General features: G+C 33.5%; 24 protein-coding genes. 5 read left to right on the top strand and 19 right to left on the bottom strand.

What is annotated here, in order from left to right; genetic code table 11:
* Positions 1-58: 58 nt before the first annotated feature.
* From lipA to CLV33_RS15470, 9 genes are all read right to left on the bottom strand, one after another.
* Positions 59-937, bottom strand: a complete 879-nt coding sequence (gene lipA, locus CLV33_RS15430) for a lipoyl synthase (protein ID WP_042248698.1) — start codon at positions 935-937, stop codon at positions 59-61.
* A 49-nt stretch (positions 938-986) separates the two neighbouring features.
* Positions 987-2,231, bottom strand: a complete 1,245-nt coding sequence (locus CLV33_RS15435) for an NRAMP family divalent metal transporter (RefSeq protein ID WP_105474658.1) — start codon at positions 2,229-2,231, stop codon at positions 987-989.
* The gene (locus tag CLV33_RS15440; protein ID WP_042245079.1) at positions 2,224-2,775 is read right to left on the bottom strand and encodes an RNA polymerase sigma factor; all 552 of its coding nucleotides are present in this window, start codon (positions 2,773-2,775) and stop codon (positions 2,224-2,226) included. Before CLV33_RS15440 ends, CLV33_RS15435 begins: the two co-directional genes overlap by 8 nt.
* Positions 2,766-3,881, bottom strand: coding sequence for a glycosyltransferase (locus CLV33_RS15445; RefSeq protein ID WP_211297573.1), 1,116 nt, complete (start codon positions 3,879-3,881; stop codon positions 2,766-2,768). Before CLV33_RS15445 ends, CLV33_RS15440 begins: the two co-directional genes overlap by 10 nt.
* 3 nt (positions 3,882-3,884) lie before the next feature.
* On the bottom strand, positions 3,885-4,091 hold the full coding sequence (locus tag CLV33_RS15450; protein ID WP_042245082.1) for a membrane or secreted protein: 207 nt from the start codon (positions 4,089-4,091) through the stop codon (positions 3,885-3,887).
* Between the two features lie 225 nt (positions 4,092-4,316).
* Positions 4,317-5,102 (bottom strand): anti-sigma factor, encoded by a 786-nt coding sequence (locus tag CLV33_RS15455; protein ID WP_042245085.1) that lies wholly within the window; start codon positions 5,100-5,102, stop codon positions 4,317-4,319.
* Positions 5,103-5,114: 12 nt separating this feature from the next.
* Positions 5,115-5,645, bottom strand: a complete 531-nt coding sequence (locus CLV33_RS15460) for an RNA polymerase sigma factor (RefSeq protein ID WP_042245087.1) — start codon at positions 5,643-5,645, stop codon at positions 5,115-5,117.
* A gap of 69 nt (positions 5,646-5,714) precedes the next feature.
* Positions 5,715-6,728 carry a UDP-N-acetylmuramate dehydrogenase gene (gene murB, locus CLV33_RS15465; protein ID WP_105474659.1) on the bottom strand — a complete coding sequence of 338 codons (1,014 nt, stop codon included), beginning with the start codon at positions 6,726-6,728 and terminating at the stop codon, positions 5,715-5,717.
* The gene (locus CLV33_RS15470; protein ID WP_042248700.1) at positions 6,728-7,918 is read right to left on the bottom strand and encodes a pyridoxal phosphate-dependent aminotransferase; all 1,191 of its coding nucleotides are present in this window, start codon (positions 7,916-7,918) and stop codon (positions 6,728-6,730) included. Before CLV33_RS15470 ends, murB begins: the two co-directional genes overlap by 1 nt.
* Positions 7,919-8,041: 123 nt before the next feature.
* Here CLV33_RS15470 and CLV33_RS15475 point away from each other — a divergent pair, with 123 nt between their 5' ends.
* Positions 8,042-9,385, top strand: a complete 1,344-nt coding sequence (locus CLV33_RS15475) for a pepsin/retropepsin-like aspartic protease family protein (protein WP_105474660.1) — start codon at positions 8,042-8,044, stop codon at positions 9,383-9,385.
* 41 nt (positions 9,386-9,426) lie between these two features.
* Here the strand turns inward: CLV33_RS15475 and CLV33_RS15480 are convergent, their stop codons facing one another.
* Positions 9,427-9,852 (bottom strand): DUF1573 domain-containing protein, encoded by a 426-nt coding sequence (locus CLV33_RS15480; protein WP_105474661.1) that lies wholly within the window; start codon positions 9,850-9,852, stop codon positions 9,427-9,429.
* Between the two features lie 174 nt (positions 9,853-10,026).
* Here CLV33_RS15480 and CLV33_RS15485 point away from each other — a divergent pair, with 174 nt between their 5' ends.
* On the top strand, positions 10,027-12,666 hold the full coding sequence (locus CLV33_RS15485; protein ID WP_105474662.1) for a valine--tRNA ligase: 2,640 nt from the start codon (positions 10,027-10,029) through the stop codon (positions 12,664-12,666).
* An 80-nt stretch (positions 12,667-12,746) separates the two neighbouring features.
* Here CLV33_RS15485 and CLV33_RS15490 read toward each other — a convergent pair whose 3' ends face one another.
* The 6 genes from CLV33_RS15490 to rsfS form a co-directional block, all read right to left on the bottom strand.
* A complete protein-coding gene (locus CLV33_RS15490) occupies positions 12,747-13,013 on the bottom strand; it encodes an acyl-CoA-binding protein (RefSeq protein WP_042245096.1) in 267 nt (88 codons plus the stop codon).
* Complete coding sequence (locus tag CLV33_RS15495; RefSeq protein ID WP_042245099.1) at positions 13,006-13,662, bottom strand: phosphatidylserine decarboxylase family protein; 657 nt, start codon at positions 13,660-13,662, stop codon at positions 13,006-13,008. The genes CLV33_RS15490 and CLV33_RS15495 overlap by 8 nt, the downstream gene beginning before the upstream one ends.
* On the bottom strand, positions 13,652-14,470 hold the full coding sequence (locus CLV33_RS15500; RefSeq protein ID WP_105474663.1) for a phosphatidate cytidylyltransferase: 819 nt from the start codon (positions 14,468-14,470) through the stop codon (positions 13,652-13,654). Before CLV33_RS15500 ends, CLV33_RS15495 begins: the two co-directional genes overlap by 11 nt.
* An 18-nt stretch (positions 14,471-14,488) precedes the next feature.
* A complete protein-coding gene (locus CLV33_RS15505; RefSeq protein ID WP_042248703.1) occupies positions 14,489-15,097 on the bottom strand; it encodes an LUD domain-containing protein in 609 nt (202 codons plus the stop codon).
* A 110-nt stretch (positions 15,098-15,207) separates the two neighbouring features.
* Positions 15,208-17,145 (bottom strand): ATP-dependent zinc metalloprotease FtsH, encoded by a 1,938-nt coding sequence (ftsH, locus tag CLV33_RS15510; RefSeq protein WP_045372214.1) that lies wholly within the window; start codon positions 17,143-17,145, stop codon positions 15,208-15,210.
* Positions 17,146-17,154: 9 nt separating this feature from the next.
* Positions 17,155-17,526, bottom strand: coding sequence for a ribosome silencing factor (gene rsfS / locus CLV33_RS15515; protein ID WP_042248706.1), 372 nt, complete (start codon positions 17,524-17,526; stop codon positions 17,155-17,157).
* 94 nt (positions 17,527-17,620) lie between these two features.
* On the opposite strand from rsfS, the gene CLV33_RS15520 reads away from it, so the two are divergent.
* Positions 17,621-18,352, top strand: coding sequence for a biotin--[acetyl-CoA-carboxylase] ligase (locus tag CLV33_RS15520; protein WP_105474664.1), 732 nt, complete (start codon positions 17,621-17,623; stop codon positions 18,350-18,352).
* Here CLV33_RS15520 and CLV33_RS15525 read toward each other — a convergent pair.
* Together CLV33_RS15525 and pyrE are read right to left on the bottom strand one after the other, a co-directional pair.
* Complete coding sequence (locus tag CLV33_RS15525; protein ID WP_105474665.1) at positions 18,349-18,744, bottom strand: SRPBCC family protein; 396 nt, start codon at positions 18,742-18,744, stop codon at positions 18,349-18,351. The genes CLV33_RS15520 and CLV33_RS15525 overlap by 4 nt on opposite strands.
* Positions 18,745-18,842: 98 nt before the next feature.
* Complete coding sequence (gene pyrE, locus CLV33_RS15530; RefSeq protein ID WP_042248708.1) at positions 18,843-19,487, bottom strand: orotate phosphoribosyltransferase; 645 nt, start codon at positions 19,485-19,487, stop codon at positions 18,843-18,845.
* A 131-nt stretch (positions 19,488-19,618) separates the two neighbouring features.
* On the opposite strand from pyrE, the gene CLV33_RS15535 reads away from it, so the two are divergent.
* Entirely contained in the window at positions 19,619-20,203 is a 585-nt protein-coding gene (locus tag CLV33_RS15535; RefSeq protein ID WP_042245114.1) for an NUDIX hydrolase, read from the top strand.
* Between the two features lie 110 nt (positions 20,204-20,313).
* Here CLV33_RS15535 and CLV33_RS15540 read toward each other — a convergent pair whose 3' ends face one another.
* Positions 20,314-22,047 carry a M14 family metallopeptidase gene (locus CLV33_RS15540; RefSeq protein ID WP_105474666.1) on the bottom strand — a complete coding sequence of 578 codons (1,734 nt, stop codon included), beginning with the start codon at positions 22,045-22,047 and terminating at the stop codon, positions 20,314-20,316.
* A 180-nt stretch (positions 22,048-22,227) separates the two neighbouring features.
* On the opposite strand from CLV33_RS15540, the gene CLV33_RS15545 reads away from it, so the two are divergent.
* On the top strand, positions 22,228-23,841 hold the full coding sequence (locus tag CLV33_RS15545) for a SulP family inorganic anion transporter (protein WP_105474667.1): 1,614 nt from the start codon (positions 22,228-22,230) through the stop codon (positions 23,839-23,841).
* Positions 23,842-23,929 lie beyond the last annotated feature (88 nt).

The raw sequence follows: 23,929 nt of genomic DNA on the forward strand, positions 1-23,929 counted from the left end.
CAAATATAAATATTTATTCGATAAAATACATATTTTTATCGACAAATTGCATATTTGATTAGTTGATATGCTTTTGAGCCTTATATGATGAGCGTACCAAAGCACTACTTTCTACGTGTCTAAAACCCAAATCGAGACCTATTTCTTTAAACTCATTAAATTCGTCTGGATCAATAAAACGCTTAACAGGAAGATGCTTTTTGGTAGGCTGTAGGTATTGGCCAATAGTAACCACATCAACATCATTTTCTTTTAAATCGTGTAAGGTTTCTATAACTTCCTCCCTAGTTTCTCCTAAACCTAGCATAATACCAGATTTTGTACGTCGCTGTCCTTGTTGTTTTAAGTATTTTAAAACGCCCATACTTCTATCATACTTAGCTTGTATGCGTACCTCACGGGTTAGTCTTCTTACCGTTTCAATATTGTGCGACACTACTTCTGGCGCTACATTTATAATCCTGTCAATATGCCTTTCTATACCTTGAAAATCTGGTATGAGTGTTTCTAGAGTAGTTTCCGGATTCATTCTGCGCACTGCATTTACAGTTTCTGCCCACATAATGCTTCCCATATCCTTTAAATCGTCTCTATCAACACTTGTTAAAACAGCATGCTTAATATTCATTATTTTAATGGAGCGGGCTACTTTTTCAGGCTCGTCCCAATCTACAGTTTCTGGTCTACCTGTTTTAACCCCACAAAACCCGCAGGAACGTGTGCAAATGTTTCCTAAAATCATAAATGTAGCTGTACCTTCGCCCCAACATTCTCCCATATTTGGGCAACTTCCAGAGGTGCATATGGTGTTAAGGTTGTACTTGTCTACTAAACCTCTTAATTCTGTGTATTTTTTTCCAGTAGGCAATTTAACGCGTAACCATTTAGGTTTTGCTTGTCGCTCTGGTAGTATGTTCGAAATTATTTCTTTTTCCATTGCTAAAAAATGAATTGCAAAGATACGAAGTATTCTATTAAATGGATAATTAGAGTGTAGTAAGATACCACAAACTAAAACCTAACAAAAAGAGAATTCCCAACCAGCTTAAAATATGTAAGTATTTATTGGGACGCCACGCTTTAGGAGTAAACCTGCCAGAGATAAGTATGTAATTTATAATGGCGTAGAACGGTGCTGTGATAAAAGATAAGATGGTAGCAATTTTAACGAGTAGCCCCATTTCTGAACCTAGGAACAGAAAAATATAAATAGTGCCTAAGCACAATAAAATAATCCAAAACAAATACCCGAATTTAAAGGTTTTGTTTAAAAGCAATTCTGAAGTTCTATCCATAGATCTTGGTGATGCATCAAGCGTTGTTAGTGTGGTACTAAACATGGTTGTAAAAGCGGCAACTCCAATAATTACATAGGCCCAATTGCCAAAATTAGAAGTGTACATTTCTATAAGTTGGGCAGCAAAAATAGTTGCTGAACTACTAAATGCTTCGTCGCTATTAAACATTACCAAAGCCCCTAAAAGTACAAAGCTAATGCCTAAAATAATAGTGCCTATGTAGCCCATATTAAAATCGAAAAGCGATCCTTTTGCTGAAAAATCCATCTGATTCTTCTTTTTTTCTAATGTCCATAACGAGTGCCATACAGAGATGTCTAAAGGTGCAGGCATCCACCCCATAAATGCTATTAAAAATGTAATTTCTATAGTGTTTTGGGGTAATATTTGCCTTAACGATAGCGACTGTGTATTGTTAAAAAGTGCCATAATAACTGCTGCTATTGTGCTAACGGATAGCGTTATAATGATAATTTTAATTAGCTTATCAAGCAATTTGTATTTACCTAAAAGTAAAATGGAAAGGCAGATGGCTAAAATTATGATAGACCAGATTTGTACACTGGAAATGGCCAAAGCTCCAATTGCTAAAGGTTTAAATTCGTAAAATAGAGAAGAGGCAATACCAGCGGTAACAATGGTAACGGCCATTTGTATTACAAACATGGTGCCCAGTGTAAGGAGGTAATAGGTAACTAAAGTGCCTTTGCCCAGTTTTTTGTAGCCATCTAATAGGCTCTCGCCAGTGGCTGCAGCATATCTTGGGCCGTATTGAAAAAAAGGATATTTAAATAGTGTTACTAAAATTAGCGCCCAAATTAAGCCTAAACCAAAATCGGCACCAGCTCTTGTAGATTGTACCAAGTGCGACACGCCAATGGCTGCACCAGCAAACAAAAGCCCTGGCCCTAGGTTTTTTAGCTGTTTAATCATTTTTGTTTGTAATTACTTCAGCAAGTAGTTTTTTTGCTCTAAGCAGCTTTACTTTTACATTATTTATGGGTTCTTCTAGTTCTTTTGAGATTTCTTTATAGCTCAATTCTTGAAAATACCTTAGGTTGATTATTTTTTGGTAATGCGGTTTCAGCTTTTTAATGTCGCGAAGTAAATTTGCTAGATTTTGTTCGGTAATTAATTTATCTTCAACTGTTGGCGACTCGTCTAAAATTTGTAAAACGCTATTATCGTCTTTTGAAATAACAGGTTTTATGGTGTTTTTTTCCTTTCTTACTAAATCTATATGGATGTTTTTAGAAATAGTGATTAACCATGTTTTAAAGGTATAATTTTCATTAAAGGTTTCAATTCTGTCAAAAGCTTTAGAAAAAGTTTGTATGGTTATATCTTCGGCATCGTTTTCATTTTGAACTCTTTTTAATTGAAAACCATACACATCATCCCAATACAAATCCAATAAATAATTAAAGGCTTTTTGGTCATTCTTTTTTGCGCGAGAGATAGCTTCTTTTATTTCCAATGGTTGGGTTTTGAAATGATATTTGATATAAAGATAGCCAATTGGGAAATAATTAAAAAGATTTCGAGAACGGGTAAAAGAAAAATTAGGTCTTTTTCATTGAGTTTTTTTGCAGAAAGCCCATAGATAAAAAAAAGCGCTATACATCTTATACAAATTAAAGCTACACCATATATAGGAAAATGCCAAAACACTAAAAGCAAAATAGATAAACACCAAAACATAAGGCTAGAAGTGTAAAATAAAGCAAGTATTATCTTGTGGTTTAACTTATAATATGTTGCAGTTGAAACATGTCTGCGTTTTTGCCTAAACCAAGTTTTAAACGAAGTTTTTGGTGTAGATGTGGTAAAACTTTTTTTAGAGATGCAAATGCTGGTATTGACATTTGTGGCGGCTTGGTTTACAAACAAATCGTCGTCTCCGGAGCGAACACGCATATGCTTCATAAAGCCATTTACTTTAAAAAATTGAGTTTTGGTGTAGGCTAAATTTCTACCAACACCCATGTAAGGCATTCCCATTTTTGCAAATGAAAGATACGATATAGCCGTATGCAAAGTTTCAAACCGTATTAGTTTATTTAGGATAGAGTTTTTAATTTTTGAATACCCACCATACCCCAAAACTATAGAGGTTTTAGAATTGAAATTAGAAACCATCTCCTTAATCCAATATTTTGAAACAGGTTTACAATCTGCATCAGTAAATAATAATATATTATGTTTGGCTGCTTTTATGCCAAGGGTTAGGGGATATTTTTTATTGCCCCAAAAGGTTTCTACAGGTTCTACATTTACAATTTTAATGTTTTGGTTTGCTAAAGAAAAGCGCTCCATAACTTCTAATGTCTCATCATTAGAGCCATCGTTAATTAAAACAATTTCGAAGTTTTCATAGTCTTGCTGGACTACCGTAGGTAAAAAAGTTTTAAGATTTTCTGCTTCATTTTTAGCACAAATAATTACAGAAACAGGCGTTTTTGGGTTAGTGTTTACCTGTTTTGAGTTGTGAAATGCAAACTTCCCAAAAACATATAAAAAAAAGAAAACTTGAATTAAGACTACTACAATAAGTGTGTAGAAGGCAATATCAAGAATAATCATCAATTATTTTGAATGTTGCGGTTCGTTACAGTCGCTAAATTGATCTGGAGTTTTTCCGCAAAACCCACATGCTTCACCTTCTTGATTTAGCATAGGGTTTTGGCTGGCACAGGTACCTGCAAACTTGCCGTCTTTTTTAGCCCATATTTTAATGGCTATTCCTGCGATGCCAAGACCTAATAACAGTAGAGTAATCAAAAGAAGTTTCATAAAAAAATTTTGTGCAAAGATACATATTTTGTTAAAAAATATGAGTAAAACCTAACTTATAATTATGGTTTTGTGACTTAAAAGGATAGTAGGTGTCTTATTATAAGTAGATTATGTTTAAAAAGTGCAACACAGATATAAGCCCCAATAAGAGTTAATAATAGCAAGTAAAAAGCCTCTTTTCGTTTAGAAAAGAGGCTTTTTCAATTTTAAAGCTATTGTATTTTATTGTAAGCTAATTTCTGCTACAGTATTTTCTAAAGATGCTACAGCATTTCCGCCCTTTGGCTCTATAGTAATATTTAAGCCCGTTGCGTTTTCTGTAAAAGGAATTCTTTTTAATTGCCTATCAGTTTCGCTTAAAATACCTAAACTTACCATTTTACCTTGCAAATCGGCCCAAATTTGGTAGCACTGTTCTTCTGGTAATTGCGGTAAGGATACCACATCTATCATCGAGGTTTTTTCCTTAGGATTAATATATGCTACAGTTTTTAAATCTTTAGCTCGCTCGTTACCTTTTATTATGTATTTGTAAGTTCCAGGATCGTTTAAACGCTTAAACTGTTCCATAATGGCGTCTAGCTTTTTGTTGTTCATTTCTATATCGCTTCTTAAATCAAAAATCTCATCAACAACAACTTGGTTTTCTTCAGTTAATTTTTGATTTTGATTGTAGAATAGATACGATGTAGCAGCAAACGCAATAGCTGCAATACTAGCTGCAATACTTAGTTTGTACCATTTTTTATATCTGCGCTTTTGTAGCGTTACAACTGGAGCGTCATCCAATTCTTCTAAAACATTATTTAAAATGGCTTTGGGTGCCTCTACAGCATTACTTTTTGCAACAATTTCTAGATTGTGCTGAAGTGTGTTGTAAGCATTTTGTACTTCTGGATATTTTGCAATGTAAGTTTCAACCTCTTCTGTTTCGGCAACAGTTGTTGTACCCATTAGATATTTATCTAAAAGGCCTGAATTTAAAAAAGTAATTATTTTCTCATTCATGACTTGGTTTTATTAAGGATTGTAAATCTTTTTTAATTCTCTCAATCCAATTTTTAATCTCGATTTTATAGTTCCCAACGGTATATCAAGCTCATCGCTAGCCTCCTGTTGTGTCATACCTTCAAAAAATAGCGCATTAATTACTATTTGATACTTTTCATCCAAGGAGCTTAAATGTTTTTTTATATCTAAAACATCTTGGTTTAAAGAGTTCGTTGTAATTTTATATACGCTAGAAGTATCAATTTGGACTTCTTTTTCGGTTTTATTTTTTAAAGATCTGGTTTTATCAATAGCAGTATTGTATGCAATTCTATATAACCACGTAAATAGCTTAGCTTTAGATGAGTCGTACTTTTTGGCATAGCGCCAAATTTTAACAAAAGTTTCTTGTAGTACGTCTTGTGCCGTTTCTTCATCGGTAATCACCTTTTGTATTACGCCGTAAAGTGCATCGGCATAATTTTCATAGAGTAAGGAAATAGCCCTTTTATCACTACTCTTTAATAAACTAACTATTTCTTTTTCTATGTTTGAAATCAATGTAAGTTGGTTTAATTAGTTGATACTTAATTGAATTTGATTAACGCCAAAGTTAGAAATTTATTTAAACTATAAGATATTTACTTCGGCTTCAATTGAAATATCGAAAAGTCTTAAAACAGTTTTTTGAATTAATTTCGATAATTTTAAAATATCAGAACCCTCTGCACCGCCATAATTTACAAGCACTAAAGCTTGGTTTTTGTGCACACCATATTTGCCAAAGCGCTTGCCTTTAAATCCTGCTTTTTCTATAAGCCAGCCTGCAGGGACTTTAACCTCGTTTTTTGATACAGGGTAACTAGGAATATCTTTAAAGTTATCTTGAAGGTTTTTAAATTTTGTTTTTGAAATTACTGGATTTTTAAAAAAACTGCCACTATTGCCAATAAGTTTTGGGTCTGGGAGTTTACTTTCCCTAATTGCAATTACTGCTTTTGAAACATCTTGAATTGTAGGGTTATTAATGTTTTGCGCTTTTAATTGTGATGTTATGGCACCATAATCTATATGAAGTTTATGATGTTTTTTTGTTAGCTTAAAGAGTACCGAAGTAATAATGTATTTGCCTTTTTCTTCATTTTTAAAAATAGAATTTCTGTATCCAAAATTACATTCGTTTTTATTAAATGTGGATTCTTTAAGCGTTTTAATGTGTATGGCATTGCATGATACAAAAGTGTCTTTAAGTTCTACGCCGTATGCGCCAATGTTTTGAATGGGTGCGGTTCCTACATTTCCTGGAATAAGCGAAAGATTTTCTAATCCGCCAAAGTCGTGTTTTAAACACCATAACACAAATTCATGCCAATTTTCGCCTGCATTTGCTCTAACTAACACAAAATCGTTATGTTCTTGTTCAATAGAAATACCTTTTATATTAATATGAATAACTAATTTGTTTTGGTCTTGCGTAAGTAGCATATTGCTGCCACCGCCTAACAAAAGTTTGTTTGGATACCCTTTTAAAGTCAAAACATCTCTCAACGCTTTAATAGACGAAACAGCAACAAAGTATTTTGCCTTAACTTTAATACCAAACGTATTATAGTTTTTTAGAGATATGTTTTGTAATAGTTGCATTAATCTTTGTAGATTTTTAAGGCTTCTTTTATAATATTTACTGCTTTTATCAAGTGCTCTTTTTTAAGTACGTAGGCTATTCTAATTTGGTTTAAACCTATGCCCGGGGTGGAATAAAACCCACCAGCAGGTGCAACCATTACCGTTTCATTATCTACGCTAAACGATTCTAAAAGCCATTGCGCAAAATGGTCGGAGTTTTTAACAGGTAATTCTACAATACAATAAAAAGCGCCTTTTGGGGTAGCTACGGTAATGCCTTTAATTTTATTAAGTTCAGCAATTAGTGTGTCTCTACGTGCTATGTATTCTTTCTTTACATCCTCAAAGTAACTTTGTGGTGTGCTCAATGCAGCTTCGCTCGCTATTTGGGCATAGGTTGGTGGGCTTAAACGCGCTTGGGCAAATTTTAAAACGGTATGCCTCACGGTTTCGTTTCTAGTTACCAAACAGCCTATTCTTGCACCACACATGCTGTAGCGTTTAGAAACAGAATCTATCATAATGGTATATTCGTCTAGCCCTTCTAATTCTAAAATAGAAAAATGTGAGTGTCCGTCATAAGTAAATTCTCTATAAACTTCATCTGAAATTAAAAATAAATCGTGGCGTTTCACAATGGCTGCCAGTTGCTCAATTTCTTCTTTAGAGTATAGGTATCCTGTAGGGTTCCCAGGGTTACAAATCATTATAGCCTTAGTGCGCGGGGATATTAATTTTTCAAATTCAGCTATGGCTGGTAATGCAAAATTATCTTCTATTCTAGAAACTATGGGTTTTACCTTAACACTTGCAGCGGTCGCAAAAGCTATATAATTGGCGTAAAAAGGTTCGCAAATAATTACTTCGTCGTCAGGATCCATTATACTACCAAAAATAAAAGCTATAGCTTCGCTTGCACCTGTTGTAACTATAATGTCGTTGTGCGATACGTTTATATTGTGGTAGGCATAGTAATTGGCAATTTTATTTCTGTAAGTATCAGACCCTTCAGACCGAGAATATGATAAAATGTCAATATCATTATCCTTAACCGCGTTTAAGGCTATTTCTGGTGTTTTAATATCAGGCTGACCAATATTAAGATAATAAATAAACTTACCTTCTGCTTCGGCTTGTTCAGCATAAGGCACTAATTTACGTATGGGTGATTGGGGCATGTTACGCCCTTTTTTTGATATAGAAGGCATTAAATAACTATTAGCGAGCAAAGTTGCAAAAATTATCTTAAATTTTTTTTAAAATACGAAGCTAAATTAAAGGTGCATCACAAAGATTTGTAACTTGATTTACCATAATATTCAGTTTTTATAATGAAAAGATTTCTTTGTATTGTGTGTTTATGCTTTAGCTGCTGTAGTATCGTATTGGCACAAGATCAATTTGTACTTCATAATAAAAGCGGAAAAGATAAAATAAGGTTTAAACTTATTAATAACTTGATTGTTTTTCCCGTAGAAGTTAATGGTGTAAAATTGTCCTTTTTATTTGATACTGGTGTAAGTAAGCCTATCATTTTTAATATTCTTAATGTTTCTGATAGTTTAAGTGTTAAGCCTACCGAAACCATTTTTCTAAGAGGTTTGGGGGCAGGTGCTTCTATTGCAGCTTTAAAGTTTAAGAACAACGTTTTAAAAATTGGTGATGCTATTAAAATAAACCAAGATTTATATGCCATTTACAATACTATGCTAGATTTTACGCCAAAATTGGGTGTACCTATCCATGGTATTATAGGGTTCGATATACTAAAGGATTTTATTGTAGAAATAAATTATTCTAAGCAATTTTTAAAATTACATCATCCAGATAGTTTTAGCTATAAAGATTGTAGAACGTGCGAGGTATTTAATTTAGAATTTCATAATAATAAACCTTACATGTACGCTATGGTGCATAACGAGAATAAGAATCTTCCTGTAAAGTTACTTATAGATACTGGGGGTAGTGATGCACTTTGGCTTTTTGAAGATAAGGAAAAGGGTATAACATCTGGCGATTATTACTTTAACGATTTTTTGGGTCATGGGCTAAATGGGAGTGTTTTTGGAAAACGCTCTAAAGTTGATGCTTTTTCGCTAAAACATTTTAGGTTAAAAAATGTAAATGTAGCTTACCCCGACCAAGCATCAATAAAATTTAATAATATGATGGAGGATAGAAACGGTAGTGTCTCTGGAAACATACTAAAACGCTTTAATATTATTATGGATTACGGTAAAGCAAAAATTACCTTAAAAAGAAACGGCAACTTTAACAAGCGTTTTGGTTACAATAAATCTGGAATAATTTTAGAATATAGGGGTTACCGTTTTGTGAAAACTAAGAATAAAGATTTTGAAATTAAAAACCGAGGGTATAATGCATCTGTAAGTCCAAATTATGTTGCTTTAAACAATAACTTCGAAATAAGTCTTAAACCAGCATTTGCTGTTGTAGAATTAAGAGAAGGCTCACCAGCCGAAACCGCTGGTGTACAAAAAGGTGATGTTATTTTAAATATAAATGGTAAAGACACCCATAACTATTCGTTGCAACAAATTACAAAGTTTTTTCATGCTGAAGAGGGTAAAACCATAAAACTTGTTGTAGATAGAAATGGTAACAAGCGAACCTTTAGTTTTAAGCTGTCTAATCCATTAAATAAAAAAACCTAAGCGTTAGGCTTAGGTTAGTTATGTTTTTAAAATATGGAGGCTTACTGCTCAACCACACTTTTACTCTTCTTTTCTAAAACATTGTTGTTAGATGGGTCTACCACCAAACCTTTAATTTTTAATGCTACGGTAGGTGTTTCTGCGTTAGACATTACTGTAATAGTTTTTCTAATTGGGTTTACTCTGTTGGTATCGTAATTTACCTCAATATTCCCAGTTTCACCCGGCATAATAGGCGCATCTGGTTTTTTGGGTATAGTACAACCACAGCTAGAGCTTACTTTAGATATAATTAAAGGTGCATTCCCAGTGTTTGTAAATTCAAATGTTCTTACACCGTCAGAGCCTTTTTCAATAGTACCATAATCTATGGTAGTTTCCTTAAACTCAATTTTAGCTACTTTATCTTGAGCGTTAAGAGAAAAACTAATTAACCCTACAAATAAAAGTGTAAATAAATGTTTCATCTTTTTGTATTTAATGGTTATTATTTTGTTGTAAACATAGGTACTTTTTCCACAACCTGCAAAAATAATAGACGAATTACATTAATCTTAACATATAGTGCATCACTATCAACTTTCATAGGAAAAGAAATATAAGTACTTTTGCCAACTAAAAGTCAAAAACTGTTCCAAAGTATGCAAATTCCATCAAAATACGATGCAAGTAAGGTAGAAAGTAAGTGGTACGATTACTGGATGACACATAATTATTTTCATTCAGAGCCAGATGAAAGAGAGCCTTATACCATAGTAATACCTCCACCAAACGTAACTGGGGTATTGCATATGGGACATATGTTAAACAATACCATACAAGATGTTTTAATTCGTCGCGCACGTTTACAAGGTAAAAATGCCTGTTGGGTGCCAGGAACCGATCATGCGTCTATTGCAACCGAAGCGAAGGTAGTGGCAAAACTTAAAGAACAGGGCATTGATAAGAACGATTTAACACGAGAGGAGTTTTTACAACATGCCTGGGAATGGACACATGAGTACGGTGGTGTTATTTTAGAACAATTAAAAAAGTTAGGGTGTTCTTGCGATTGGGAGCGAACTAAGTTTACTATGGATGACGATATGTCAGAAGCTGTGATAAAAGTTTTTGTGGATTTATATAACAAAGGCTTGATTTATAGAGGTTATCGTATGGTAAATTGGGATCCAGAAGCTAAAACTACCTTGTCTGACGAGGAGGTAGAATATGTTGATAAGCAAGGAAAATTATATCATATAAATTATAAAATTGAAGGGACTGATGAGGTTTTAACTATAGCTACTACACGCCCAGAAACTATTTTAGGAGATTCTGCCATATGTATTAACCCTTCAGATGAACGTCATTTTAATTTAAAAGGAAAAAAAGCCATTGTGCCAATTTGTAACAGGGTTATTCCAATAATTGAAGACGAATATGTAGATGTTGAGTTTGGTACAGGTTGCTTAAAAGTAACACCTGCACATGATGAAAACGATAAAATTTTAGGCGATAAGCATAATCTTGAAGTAATCGATATTTTCAACGAAGATGCTACACTAAATAGCTATGGATTGCATTACGAAGGTCAGGATCGTTTTGAGGTTAGAACAGCTATTGTAAAGGAACTGGATGCATTAGGTTTAATTTCAAAAATTGAAGATTACAATAACCGAGTTGGTATTTCAGAACGTACTAAAGCCATTATAGAGCCAAGGTTAAGCGACCAATGGTTTTTGAAAATGGAAGATTTAGTAAAACCAGCCATTAAAGCCGTTTTAGGTGAAAATAACGACATACAGCTTTTTCCAAAGAAATTTGAAAACACCTACCGACATTGGATGGAAAATATTCGCGATTGGAATATTTCCCGCCAGTTATTATGGGGTCAGCAAATTCCAGCGTATTACTATGGCGATGGAAAAGAAGACTTTGTTGTTGCTGAAACTCTAGAGGATGCTGTAAAAATAGCTCAAGAAAAAACAGGAAATGCAAAACTTGAAGTTTCAAACTTAAGGCAAGAGACCGATGCTTTAGATACATGGTTCTCATCGTGGTTATGGCCCATGAGTGTGTTTGATGGTATCCGCAACCCTGAAAACAAAGACATAAAATATTATTACCCAACAAACGATTTAGTTACCGGGCCAGATATATTATTTTTCTGGGTGGCACGTATGATAATTGCAGGGTATGAGTATAAGGGAGAAAAGCCCTTTAAAAATGTTTACTTAACAGGGTTGGTACGCGATAAGCAGCGACGAAAAATGAGTAAATCTTTAGGGAACTCGCCCGATGCGTTAAAATTAATTGAAGCATATGGTGCAGATGGCGTTCGGGTAGGATTATTATTAAGTTCTGCTGCTGGTAACGATTTATTGTTTGATGAAGCCTTATGCCAGCAAGGTAAGGGGTTTGGTAATAAAATTTGGAATGCCTTCAGGTTGGTTCAAGGTTGGGAGATAGATGAAGATTTAATGCAACCTGAAACCGCCAAAGTAGGTTTAGAATGGTATAGTTCTAAATTTCAAAAGGCATTAACAGAAATTGAAGATCATTTTAGTAAATACAGATTAAGCGATGCTTTAATGACCATTTATAAGCTAATTATGGACGATTTTTCGTCTTGGTTGCTAGAAATCGTCAAGCCTGCCTACCAAAAGCCTATTGATAGAAAAACGTACAACGCGGTAATTGCCGCTTTTGAAGATAATTTAAAGGTGTTACATCCGTTTATGCCATTTTTAACCGAAGAAATTTGGCAATTTATAGCAGAACGTTCGCCAAAAGAAGCATTAATAGTTGCTAAATGGCCAGAAACGAAGGCTATTAACCAAAATTTAATTTCAGAGTTCGATTTTGCTACCGAGGTGATATCAGGAATTAGAACCATTAGGAAGCAAAAAAATATAGCATTTAAAGACGCTATTCCGTTTTCAGTAATTAACAATGAAAACACAAAAACTACGTTTGATGCAGTTATAGCAAAACTTGGAAATTTAGAATGCATAAATTACGTAAATGAAGCCGTAGAAGGCGCATTAACGTATCGTGTAAAATCTAACGAGTACTTCATACCAATGTCTGGTGCAATTGATGTTGAAGCCGAAATAAAGAAATTAACAGAGGAGTTAAATTACACCGAAGGATTCTTAAAATCAGTTCAAAAGAAGCTGTCTAACGAGCGTTTTGTAAATAACGCACCAGAACAGGTGGTGGCAAGCGAAAAGAAGAAAGAAGCTGATGCTTTGGCAAAAATTGAAACTATTAAGTCTAGTTTAGCAAGTTTAGAATCTTAATTCGGATTTAATACTGATTAATAATTGAGTTTTAAATTATAAACTAAAGAAAGGGTAGTCTATAGTTTTTTTCTTGTAGACTATTTTCTGTATAAAAAGTATTTGTTAACCAAGTCAATATATGCTTGTTTAGCTTCATCTTCTGAAATGTCTTTCACCTGAAAAAGCGCATTGGTTTTAAATGCATTAATAATTTGCTTTTTGCTTCGAGGTTTACCATAGTCGTTTGTAGCTTTTTTGTAGTAAGCATACAGTTTTAGTAGCGTATCAGCAGGAAAGGGGTCTTTATGCGCATTTACTCGTGCTACTGCCTCTTCAAATACTTTATTTAAAGTTTCGTTACTCATTAATTTCTGCTATAATGCTTTCGCCGCCTCGTACTTTTTGGTGAAGCTTTACTTTAATATTGGTATCTAATGGTAAAAACAAATCTACTCTCGATCCAAACTTAATAAATCCTGAGTCTGTGCCCTGTTTTGCGTCGTCCTTTACTGTTGCATAATTTACAATACGTTTTGCCAATGCTCCTGCAATTTGCCTGTAAAGTACTTTACCGTATATAGGATTTTCTACAACAACGGTAGTGCGTTCGTTTTCCTCGCTTGCTTTTGGGTGCCACGCCACTAAATATTTCCCGGGGTGGTATTTGCTAAATACTACTTTACCGCTAATGGGATATCGAGTTACATGCACGTTTAAAGGCGACATAAAAACACTTACTTGTATACGTTTATCGTTAAAATATTCCTTTTCAAATACTTCCTCTATTACTACAACTTTCCCATCAACTGGAGACACTACGGTATTGTCGTTTAACTGTGTGAGCCTCTTAGGGTTCCTAAAAAACTGTAATATTAGAATTAAAAACACCAATAACGCAACAAGAATTATTGTTCTTAACCAAAATATAGCAATAAAATTGTCTACCAATAAAAAACAGGCTACTACAATAATTAGAGTAAAGAGTATTATTTTATGACCTTCTTTATGAAACATAGTGTAAAATTCTTAAAAATAAGTAAATAAAAGGGGACGCAAAAATAATGCTATCTAAACGATCTAACAATCCACCATGACCAGGCATAATAGTACCGCTATCCTTTACGCTAGCTTGTCGTTTAAATTTTGATTCAATCAGGTCTCCTAGTGTGCCAAAAACAGTAATAAAGATACTGAGAATGAGCCAATTTGTAAAATTTAAAGTTTCTGTATAATTAGAAATAAAATAACTAGCAATACAAGAAAAGAATAGGCCCCCAAGAAAACCTTCAACTGTTTTTTTGGGAGAAATTTTTTCAAATAGTTTTTGTTTTCCAAAGTTTTTTCCGACTAAATACGCAAACGAATCGTTTACCCAAACTAAAATAAAACATCCCAATAATATTTTAGGACTAAAAACACTTGCAATAAGTACTAAGAATACAAATCCGCTTGAAAGATAAAATGTAGTGATAATAAAGCGTTTTGTGCTAAATAGCGGAATTGTTTTACGAGAAAACAAATCTTTAATTAAAAATAAATCTACAAATATAGTAAGTACAGTTAATATTTGGGTTGCTTCATCTAAACCAGCGTTAGAACTTAAAACCATGCGCCAGTACCCAAATATTAGGTAAAGCACTACAAATATAAAATAGGGTATAACACTTTTTAGCTGAATGAGTTTATTAAACTCGAATAACGATAGCATGCCTAAAATAAAAAATAGGATATTAAACGGGTGTGGTGTATTTAAACTTAAAACAACAATTAATAAGATTACATATAGCAAACCAGATAGTGAGCGTAGTAAAATGTCTTTCATTTCTTAAAGCTGCTTAAATTACAAATCCTCTAATAGCAGCAAATATAAGTTTTTTGCACTACTACCGTAGCTTAAAAAGTCTTTTTCGTCACCAGATTTAAAATGCTTAATTGTAGTAATATTTGTAGGAATGTGTTGCCTGTTCTTAGATTTAATACCTCTTAGCCCTTCACCAATATTGTCAACTATTTGGCTAGTGGTAGCAAATACAATAAGGTTAAAAGGTAATTCGGGTAGTTTTTTAGTAACAATTTGATTAGAACTTATAAGTAATGAGCCATCGGTTGCAATAAGATTTTCGCAAGTAGTTAGGAAATATGTTGCAATACTTGAATTTTTGGTAGTATTAATATTGCAGGTTTTAAATTTTTCTGCAAGGTTATCATCTATAATAAGTGCTGGCTTGTCTTCCCAAGAATTTTCTTCAATAATATTTGAGAAGTTTGAAAACACTTCATCTAAATCATCGCAATACAAGAATTTACCACCATTAGCTTTAAAGTTTATTGTAAACTTTTCGTCTATAGGCAGTTTAAGTTCTGGCATATATTTACCACGGTCATCAGACTTTATTTCCTTTTCAGATGGTTTTGATTTTGATCCGAAAATTTTTTTAAAAAGATTCATTCAGGTGTTCGCTATTAATCTTTTTTTAATGAGAGTTTTTCAAATATAAAAAATCTTAAACTAATCCTGAGACTAATTTAAGATTTTTACCAAAAGCTTAACGCAATTGATTATTTGTCGAGAGTTTCACGTTCCTCTTTTTCAAAAGGGCGCTTACCGAAAATTTTCTCTAAGTTATCCTTAAAAATAACTTCTTTTTCTAGCAGTACTTCTGCTAATTCTGTTAATTTGTCTTTGTTTTCTTCTAATATCTTAATGGCACGTTGGTATTGTTCCTCTATGATATCAGAGATTTCATTATCAATTAATTCTGCTGTTTTTTCGCTGTAGGGCTTTGTAAACCCATATTCGCTTTGAGAAGAATCGTAATAGGTTAAATTTCCAACTTTATCGCTAAGTCCGTAAATTGTAACCATAGCACGTGCTTGTTTGGTTACTTTTTCCAAATCACTTAATGCACCAGTAGATATTTTATTAAATATTACCTTTTCTGCGGCACGACCACCAAGAGCTGCACACATTTCGTCTAGCATTTGCTCTGGGCGAACAATTAATCGTTCTTCTGGCAGATACCAAGCAGCCCCTAAAGAACGGCCACGGGGCACAATGGTGACTTTTACAAGGGGTGCAGCATGCTCTAGCATCCAGCTTATTGTGGCGTGTCCAGCTTCATGATAAGCAACGGCTTGTTTTTCGCTTGGTGTAATAATTTTATTTTTCTTTTCTAAACCACCTATTATTCTATCTACAGCGTCTAAAAAATCTTGTTTGTCTACTGCTTTTTTACCATTTCTGGCAGCAATAAGAGCAGCTTCGTTACATACATTGGCAATATCTGCTCCTGAGAAACCAGGAGTTTGCTTAGAAAGAAAATCGGTGTCTAAACCCTGTTCCTTTTTTAGTGGTCTTAAGTGGACTTCAAATATTTCCTTGCGTTCGCGAACATCAGGTAAATCCACAAATATTTGTCTATCAAAACGTCCGGCACGCATTAAGGCCTTGTCTAAAATATCAGCTCTATTGGTTGCGGCCATAACAATTACGTTAGTGTTTGTGCCAAAACCATCCATTTCTGTTAATAGCTGGTTTAGTGTATTTTCTCGTTCATCGTTACTGCCAGACATGGCATTCTTGCCACGGGCACGACCAATGGCATCAATTTCATCAATAAAAATTATTGAAGGCGATTTTTCTTTGGCTTGTTTAAACAAATCTCGCACGCGAGATGCACCTACACCAACAAACATCTCAACAAAATCTGAACCTGATAATGAAAAGAAAGGAACTTTGGCTTCGCCAGCAACCGCTTTTGCTAACAATGTTTTACCTGTTCCAGGAGGGCCTACAAGCAATGCACCTTTTGGTATTTTACCACCAAGGGTAGTATATTTTTCTGGAAATTTTAAGAAATCTACAATTTCCTGTACTTCTTCTTTAGCACCTTCTAAACCTGCAACATCTTTAAATGTAGTTTTAACTTCTGTATTTTGATCAAATAGTTTTGCCTTGGATTTTCCGATGTTGAAAATTTGGCCACCAGCACCACCGCCAGCGCCACCAGACATTCGTCTCATAATAAAAATCCAAACACCAATTAAAAGTACAAATGGTAAGATACCAATTAAAAAGTCTGCTAAATGGTTTTCTTCAGTGATGTAAACGGGCTCTAGATCTAGATTTTCTTGATCAATAATCTCGTTTAACTTATTTTGAAAAATTTCTAACTCCCCAAATTCAAACCTATAATTAGGCATTTGTGCAGCCGATAGGCTAAAACTTGTGGGTTTAGATTTTTTATGTATTTCTTTTTGTGCAGCTTCTTTAGTTAAATAAACCTTTGCAAGCCTTCTGTTTACAATTTCAACCCTAGAAACATCACCATCTCTAACAAATTTAAAAAATTGGGTAGGGTTAGTGGAGTTTCCACTATCCATAGTGTTATTGTTGAAAAGTGTAAATACCAAAAATAAGGATAGTATAATTCCGTAAATCCAATACGGACTAAATTTTGGTTTCTTTTCTTTTGGATTTTTATTATCGTTTGCCATTTTTTGTTTTTAGTAACTTGTTTCTATTACTGTTGTTTTTGCATCGCCCCAAAGGCTTTCAATATCGTAATACTCCCTTATATGTTTTTGAAACACATGAACAGCAATATTTACATAATCTAACAAAACCCACTCTGCATTATCGGCACCTTCAACGTGCCATGGGTGGTCTTTAAGTTCTTTGCTTACTTTTTTCTGTACGGAATTTACTATGGCGTTAACTTGAGTATTTGAAGTACCTTCACAAATTATAAAATAATCGCAAACAGTATTTTCAATTTCCCTTAGGTCTAAAATACTTATTTCCTTACCTTTTACATCCTCAATTCCACTAATTATAACTGATATTAACTGATCTGCGCTTATTTTTTCTTTCGCCATTAATTTTATTTAATTTGTGCAAAGTTATTATTTTTTTTAGTTCTTTACCCCTTAAAATTTTCACAAGATTTTAAACGATAAAAATAACTTATAAATGCCTATAATCAAACTTAATGCCATTGACTCTACTAATACTTTTATAAAAGAAATGATTAGTGCTAAAACTATAAAACATTTTACTGTGGTTACAACTAATCATCAAACCAGTGGAAAAGGGCAAATGGGAACAGTTTGGTTATCTGAACCTTCAAAGAACTTGATGTTTAGTATGTTTGTTGATGTTTCTACGTATAAGTTAGAGTTTCCATTTTACATAAGTATGGTTGTTGCCTTAGCCTTAAAACAGAGTTTAAATACATTTTTAATTCCCAAATTATATATAAAGTGGCCTAACGACATTTTGTCACAAAACAAAAAAATTTGTGGAATTTTAATAGAAAATGTCATGAAACAAGGTGCTATTAACGCTTCTATAATAGGAGTTGGACTAAATGTTAATCAAACAAATTTTACGGCATTGCCCAATGCTTCTTCCTTAAAAAATATTACAGGACGTGTTTTTGATTTAGATGAACTTCTAGATAGTATTATTTTTAATATGAAGCTATATTTTTCTAAGTTAGAAGAAGGGAATTTTATGGAACTGAAAGCAGTTTATGAATCTTTTTTATTTAGAAAAAACAAACCCTCAACATTTAAGGATGCTAAGGGTAATTTATTTGTAGGTTACATAAAATCTGTTGAAGATTCTGGACATTTACAGGTAATGCTAGAAGATAACATTACCAAATCCTTTGCCTTAAAGGATATTACCTTAATGTACTAAATCGCTTTAGGTAAATTAGTAACCAATGTTTCAATAAATTTTGAAATAGGTCCTTTAATCATCATCGCCATCATTGGGTTAAAATCGCCATTAAACTCTAGCTTTACATTACTACCGCTAGTTTCTCCTTCTAAAATAACAGCGGTTAAAGCAAAATCTATTTTACCACCAGCGGCACCAAATATAATTTTATTTGGGGGGATTTCTTCTTTCTTTTTTAAAACAATCTCGGGCATGCCTTTTAATGCAAATAAAAACTTGTTATCATCAAGTACCTCAAATTTGCTAATGTTTTCTGGCATTAAGGTTTTAAAGTTTTTTATATCTGAAATAAAGTTAAAAGTGTCTTGAGGTGTTTTAGGCACGCTTACTGTAGGTGATTCTAAATTCATAATTATATGTTGTTAAGTTATATGTTGTTTAGTTGTAAAAGTGGGTTAATTTAGTTCTGCTTTAAGCCTAAACAACGTCTTGTCTATACAGTAGTATATCAAATAGCGTTCCACTCGCTAGGGTTAGAATTCCACTCTGTTAATAGTTCTAACTCCTGTTTGGTAATATATTTGGTTTGTAAAGCTTGCTCCAAAAGGCTCTCGTAGTTGCCAAGTGTGTGCAGTGTAACATTTTCTTTTTCAAAATTTTCTTTTGAAATTTCAAACCCATAGGTAAAAATAGCTACCATACCTTTTACAGTAATTCCACCTTCACGTAAAGCTTTTACAGCATTTAAACTACTTTTTCCGGTGCTTATTAAATCTTCTACAACTACAACGGTTTGTCCTTTTTCTATAAAACCTTCAATTTGGTTTTTTCGGCCATGGCCTTTAGCATCGGGTCTCACATAAATAAACGGTAAATTTAAATACTCTGCTACCAGCATACCAATGCCAATAGCGCCAGTGGCGACACCTGCTATAGCATCTGGTTTTCCATATTGCCGCTCTATATGTTTAGCCATAGTTTCACGAACATAGTTTCTAATAGGCGGAAACGATAAAATAATACGGTTATCACAATAAATAGGTGATTTCCAACCAGAGGCCCAGGTAAAAGGCGCTTTGGGGCTTAGTTTTATAGCATTTACCTGCAATAAAACTTCGGCTGTTTTTTTGGCAATGTCTTTATTAAAAATCATAACACAAAATTAAACATATATTTAGGATAACATAATTCCTTTTTAATCGAATAAAATATTTTTTTCAACAACTGTATGTTTGTGTATAAAAATGATATTTTTACCAACCAGAAATAGTTAATAATCTCTTTATGTACAAAATATTTGTTGGTGATAAACCTATAATCTTATCTACAGAGCCTAAGGAAAAGAAAGGGGTTAAAAACTATAAATTAAATAAGGTTATTCTTAGAAATGTAATAAGGAAGCTAAACAATACGCCACTTAAAAAGGTGTATTTGGTTCATAAAAATGAAGAAAAATTACTGAAGAAATTCCTTAAAAAAGCACCAAATGTAGTTGCTGGGGGCGGTAAGGTATATAACGATAAAGGTAAAGTACTTTTTATTTTTAGAAATGGTAAATGGGATTTGCCTAAAGGTAAAATTGAAAAAAAAGAAAGTATTGAAGAAACCGCCATTAGGGAAGTTGAAGAGGAAACAGGCGTAAAAGGCTTAGAAATTGTAAAACCATTAGAAACTACATACCATATTTTTAAACGTCGCGGACGCTATAGAATTAAAATTACCTATTGGTTTGAAATGAAAACCTCTTTTGATGGAAAACTTTATCCTCAAGAAAAAGAAGGCATAACAAAGGTGAAATGGCTAGGAAAAAAGAAAATTAAAAAGGCCATGAACAACTCTTACGCCAATATTAAAATTCTAATTGATTAAACAAATTTATAATTTTAGTGTTTGAAATGGTTCTCTATGCTATCGTTTTAAAAAGAATACTAGAATAGATACGTTTAGTTTTTTTAGTTTAAAGCAGCAAATAAATTTTTTTAGTTAACTCTGTATATAGGATATTGTAAGTGTGCCGTTTCGTAATGTTCGCTTTGTTTGTGTAACCAATCTAGTTGAGCAAACCAGTTGTTTTTAAAACCAGTTATATCTTTTTTACGATGTTCAAACTCTTGTTTTAGTTTAGGGTTGTTTTCAAGTAGTTTTAAGGCTTTGTCTTCCCAAACATATGGGGAAAATCCTTCTTTTTGCTGTAAAATAGTATCAAAGAAATTCCAGTTAAAAAACGAATCTGGAGCTTGGGGTTCTAAAGTTGCCATTAGATAACGAAAGTTGTTTTGCTGTGTGCTAATAAAATAATCACCTTCACTAAATGTCATATTATTTTCAGATTTAGAAATAGTAACACCATAATGCTGATAATGCCCTTCGTAGGGTGTTTTTCGTGTATTATAATCCAAAATACGATAAAATTCAACAGTTAAAGTGGTGTCTTTTTCAAAAGGCTTCATCTCTATGTCATTTAGTTTTAACAGTTCAATCACATCATGCCAACCTTTGGGTATAATGTAAGCACTGGGTATTTCAACTTTTAATTTTGGTTTGAAAAAATTCTGATAGTCTACCTCTTTGGTAAAAGGTGCTGTTCTGTTATATTTTAACCTATCAAAACCAGTAACCTCACTTTTAGCTATATCAGCTTCATAGCCTTTAAAATTTAAGGGTGAATTTTTAGTGGTATCTATTTCCCAATCTAGCGTGTAATATTTGTTTTTACGCATCAGCAAGGGCATTTCTTGTCGTAATACTTTAATTTTTTCACTATCAGAGTCCGCGATTTCAATCATGCTTTTTAGTAGTTGGTAAGTGCCTTCCACACGTTGCTTGTAAGGTTTTAACATGTGTGTTTCTACCATTAAACCCAACGTGTTAAAAAGTGAGGTATACCCAGTAGAATATCTTGGATAATCCATAAATTGGGAAAACCCTTTTTCTGGGGCTGTATTAAAAACATTTACATATGGTGTAATATCCCAGTTTTTTTTCGCTAGTTTTTGTTCCAAATTTGGCATCATTTCAGTATGTAAATAATTACCTAGTTTATCGCCTAATTTATTATGCTGTGTGAACAAATGTGTGAGCGTGTATTGATAGTCTGCACCGTTGCTTACATGTGTATCAATAAAAATATCGGGTTTTACTAAATGAAAAATCTGCGCAAAAGTTCTGGCGTTTTTGGTATCACACTTAATAAAATCTCTATTTAAATCGTAGTTGCGGGCATTTCCTCTAAAACCATAGGTTTTCGGACCATTTTGATTGGTTCGCGATGTGGCATTCCTGTTTAAGCAGCCACCAATATTGTAAATAGGAATGGTAGCAATAGCTACATGTTTTGGCGGTTTAATTTTATCTTTAACTAAATCTCTAAAAAGCATCATGGTAGCATCTATACCATCGGGCTCTCCAGGGTGTATACCATTATTAATTAGCAGAATACGTTTGTTGGATCTTATATTTTTAAAGTTGAATTCAGCTTCAGTATTAAAGGTAACCAGGTGTAAAGGTTCACCAGAATCGGTTTCTCCAACAGCCTGAATATTTATATCGGGATATGCTTCAGCTAGTTCTGTGTAAAATTCAATCACCTCTTTGTAAGTTGCTGTCTCCAATCCGTTTGATGTTTCAAATCGGGTTTCAAAAACATAATCAGATGAATTTTTAGAAGATTCACAAGCAAAAAGTATAAGAAATACCAATGTAATTTTTTTCATATTACTGTTTTAAAGCATAAAATTACAATAATTTAGAATGAACACTTTATAAGGAAACCCATTAAAAGCTAGTAATTTTGTAACTCATAGAGTTTTAATTCTTTAATATGTAAATTGTAACAGCAATACTTGTGCATCCTGTTTTAAACTGTAAATTTGCACCTTCAAAAAAAACAAACCATGACTGCATTTTTTAGAAAACGCGCTAAAAACGCGAAAAACGATATCTTAAGTGGGTTAACCGTTGCTTTAGCATTGGTGCCAGAGGCAGTTGCATTTGCTTTTGTTGCCGGTGTAGATCCACTGGTAGGACTCTACGCTGCATTTATGGTTGGTTTAATAACCTCGGTTTTTGGAGGGCGCCCGGGTATGATTAGTGGCGCTACAGGAGCCCTTGCTGTAGTAATGGTAAGTTTGGTTGCAGAAGGTAATGCTATGGGTGAAGTTGGTGAAAATTTAGGACTATACTACTTATTTGCCACCGTTATTTTAATGGGAATAATACAGGTTTTAGCAGGCGTATTAAAGTTGGGGAAATTTGTGAGGTTAATTCCGCACCCTGTAATGATGGGGTTTGTAAACGGGTTGGCAATTGTAATTTTCTTATCTCAGTTAAATTTATTTAAAGATGCTAGTGGCAACTGGTTTACGGGTTTACAAATGTGGGTTATGCTAGCTTTGGTAGCATTAACTATGGCTATTATGTATTTTTTGCCTAAACTCACAAAAAAATTACCCGAAGCCTTAATCGCTATATTAGTAGTGTCTGCCATTGTTATTTTTGGAAAGCTTGATGTAGCTACCGTTGGCAGTTTTATTCGCGATGGTGGAGGTGAGGGTTTAAAGGGCGGTTTGCCTCAATTCCAAACAGATATATTTAGTAAAGTACCTTTTAATTGGCAAACTATAAAATTTATAGGGCCTTATGCAGTTATTTTAGCGGCAATTGGACTTATAGAGTCTTTAATGACCCTTAATTTGGTAGACGAAATTACCGAAACTAGGGGGAATACGAATAGAGAATGTATGGCACAAGGTGGTGCTAATATTGTTACTGGCTTTTTTGGTGGTATGGGTGGTTGTGCTATGATTGGGCAGTCACTAATAAACATAAAAGGCGGTGGACGTGGTAGACTTTCTGGAATTGTAGCGGCTGTAGCCTTATTGTTTTTTATACTATTTGCATCTAGTTTAATAGAGCAGGTTCCAATTGCAGCATTAGTAGGCGTAATGTTTATGGTAGTTATTGGTACGTTTGCATGGAGTAGTTTTAGAATTTTACGAAAAATACCGCTTACCGATGCTATTGTTTTAATAGCCGTTTCATTAATCACCGTATGGAAAGATTTAGCAATTGCAGTAATTGCAGGAGTTATTATAAGTGCTTTGGTGTTTTCGTGGGAAAACGCAAAACGCATTAGGGCTAGAAAGCGTATGAAAGACGATGGTACTAAAATTTATGAAATTTGGGGGCCTCTATTCTTTGGCTCTATAAAGGCGTTTAACGATAAATTTGATGTAAAAAACGATCCAGATAATGTAGAAATAGATTTTGTAGAATCTCGTGTAAGCGACCATTCTGCTTTAGAAGCTATTTTTAATTTAGTTGAAAAATACGAAGCTGCTGGAAAAACCATTAAACTAAAGCATTTAAGCGAAGATTGTAAAGTGCTTTTATATAAGGCCAATCCTAAATTTAGAGAAGTAATAATTGAAGATATAGACGACCCTCGTTATCATTTAGCCGAAAACCCCGAGGCATTTCCAAAATCGCTTTCGGAATATAAACTTTAAGTGTTTACAATTATGTGTTTGGGCTTTCACTACTTTCCAGATTATCATCGGGATCAAACATGCCGTTAAACCTCTAACGTAAATGTCT

The organism is Jejuia pallidilutea (genome assembly GCF_002973595.1).
In the GTDB taxonomy this organism is placed as follows: Bacteria; Bacteroidota; Bacteroidia; order Flavobacteriales; family Flavobacteriaceae; genus Jejuia; species Jejuia pallidilutea.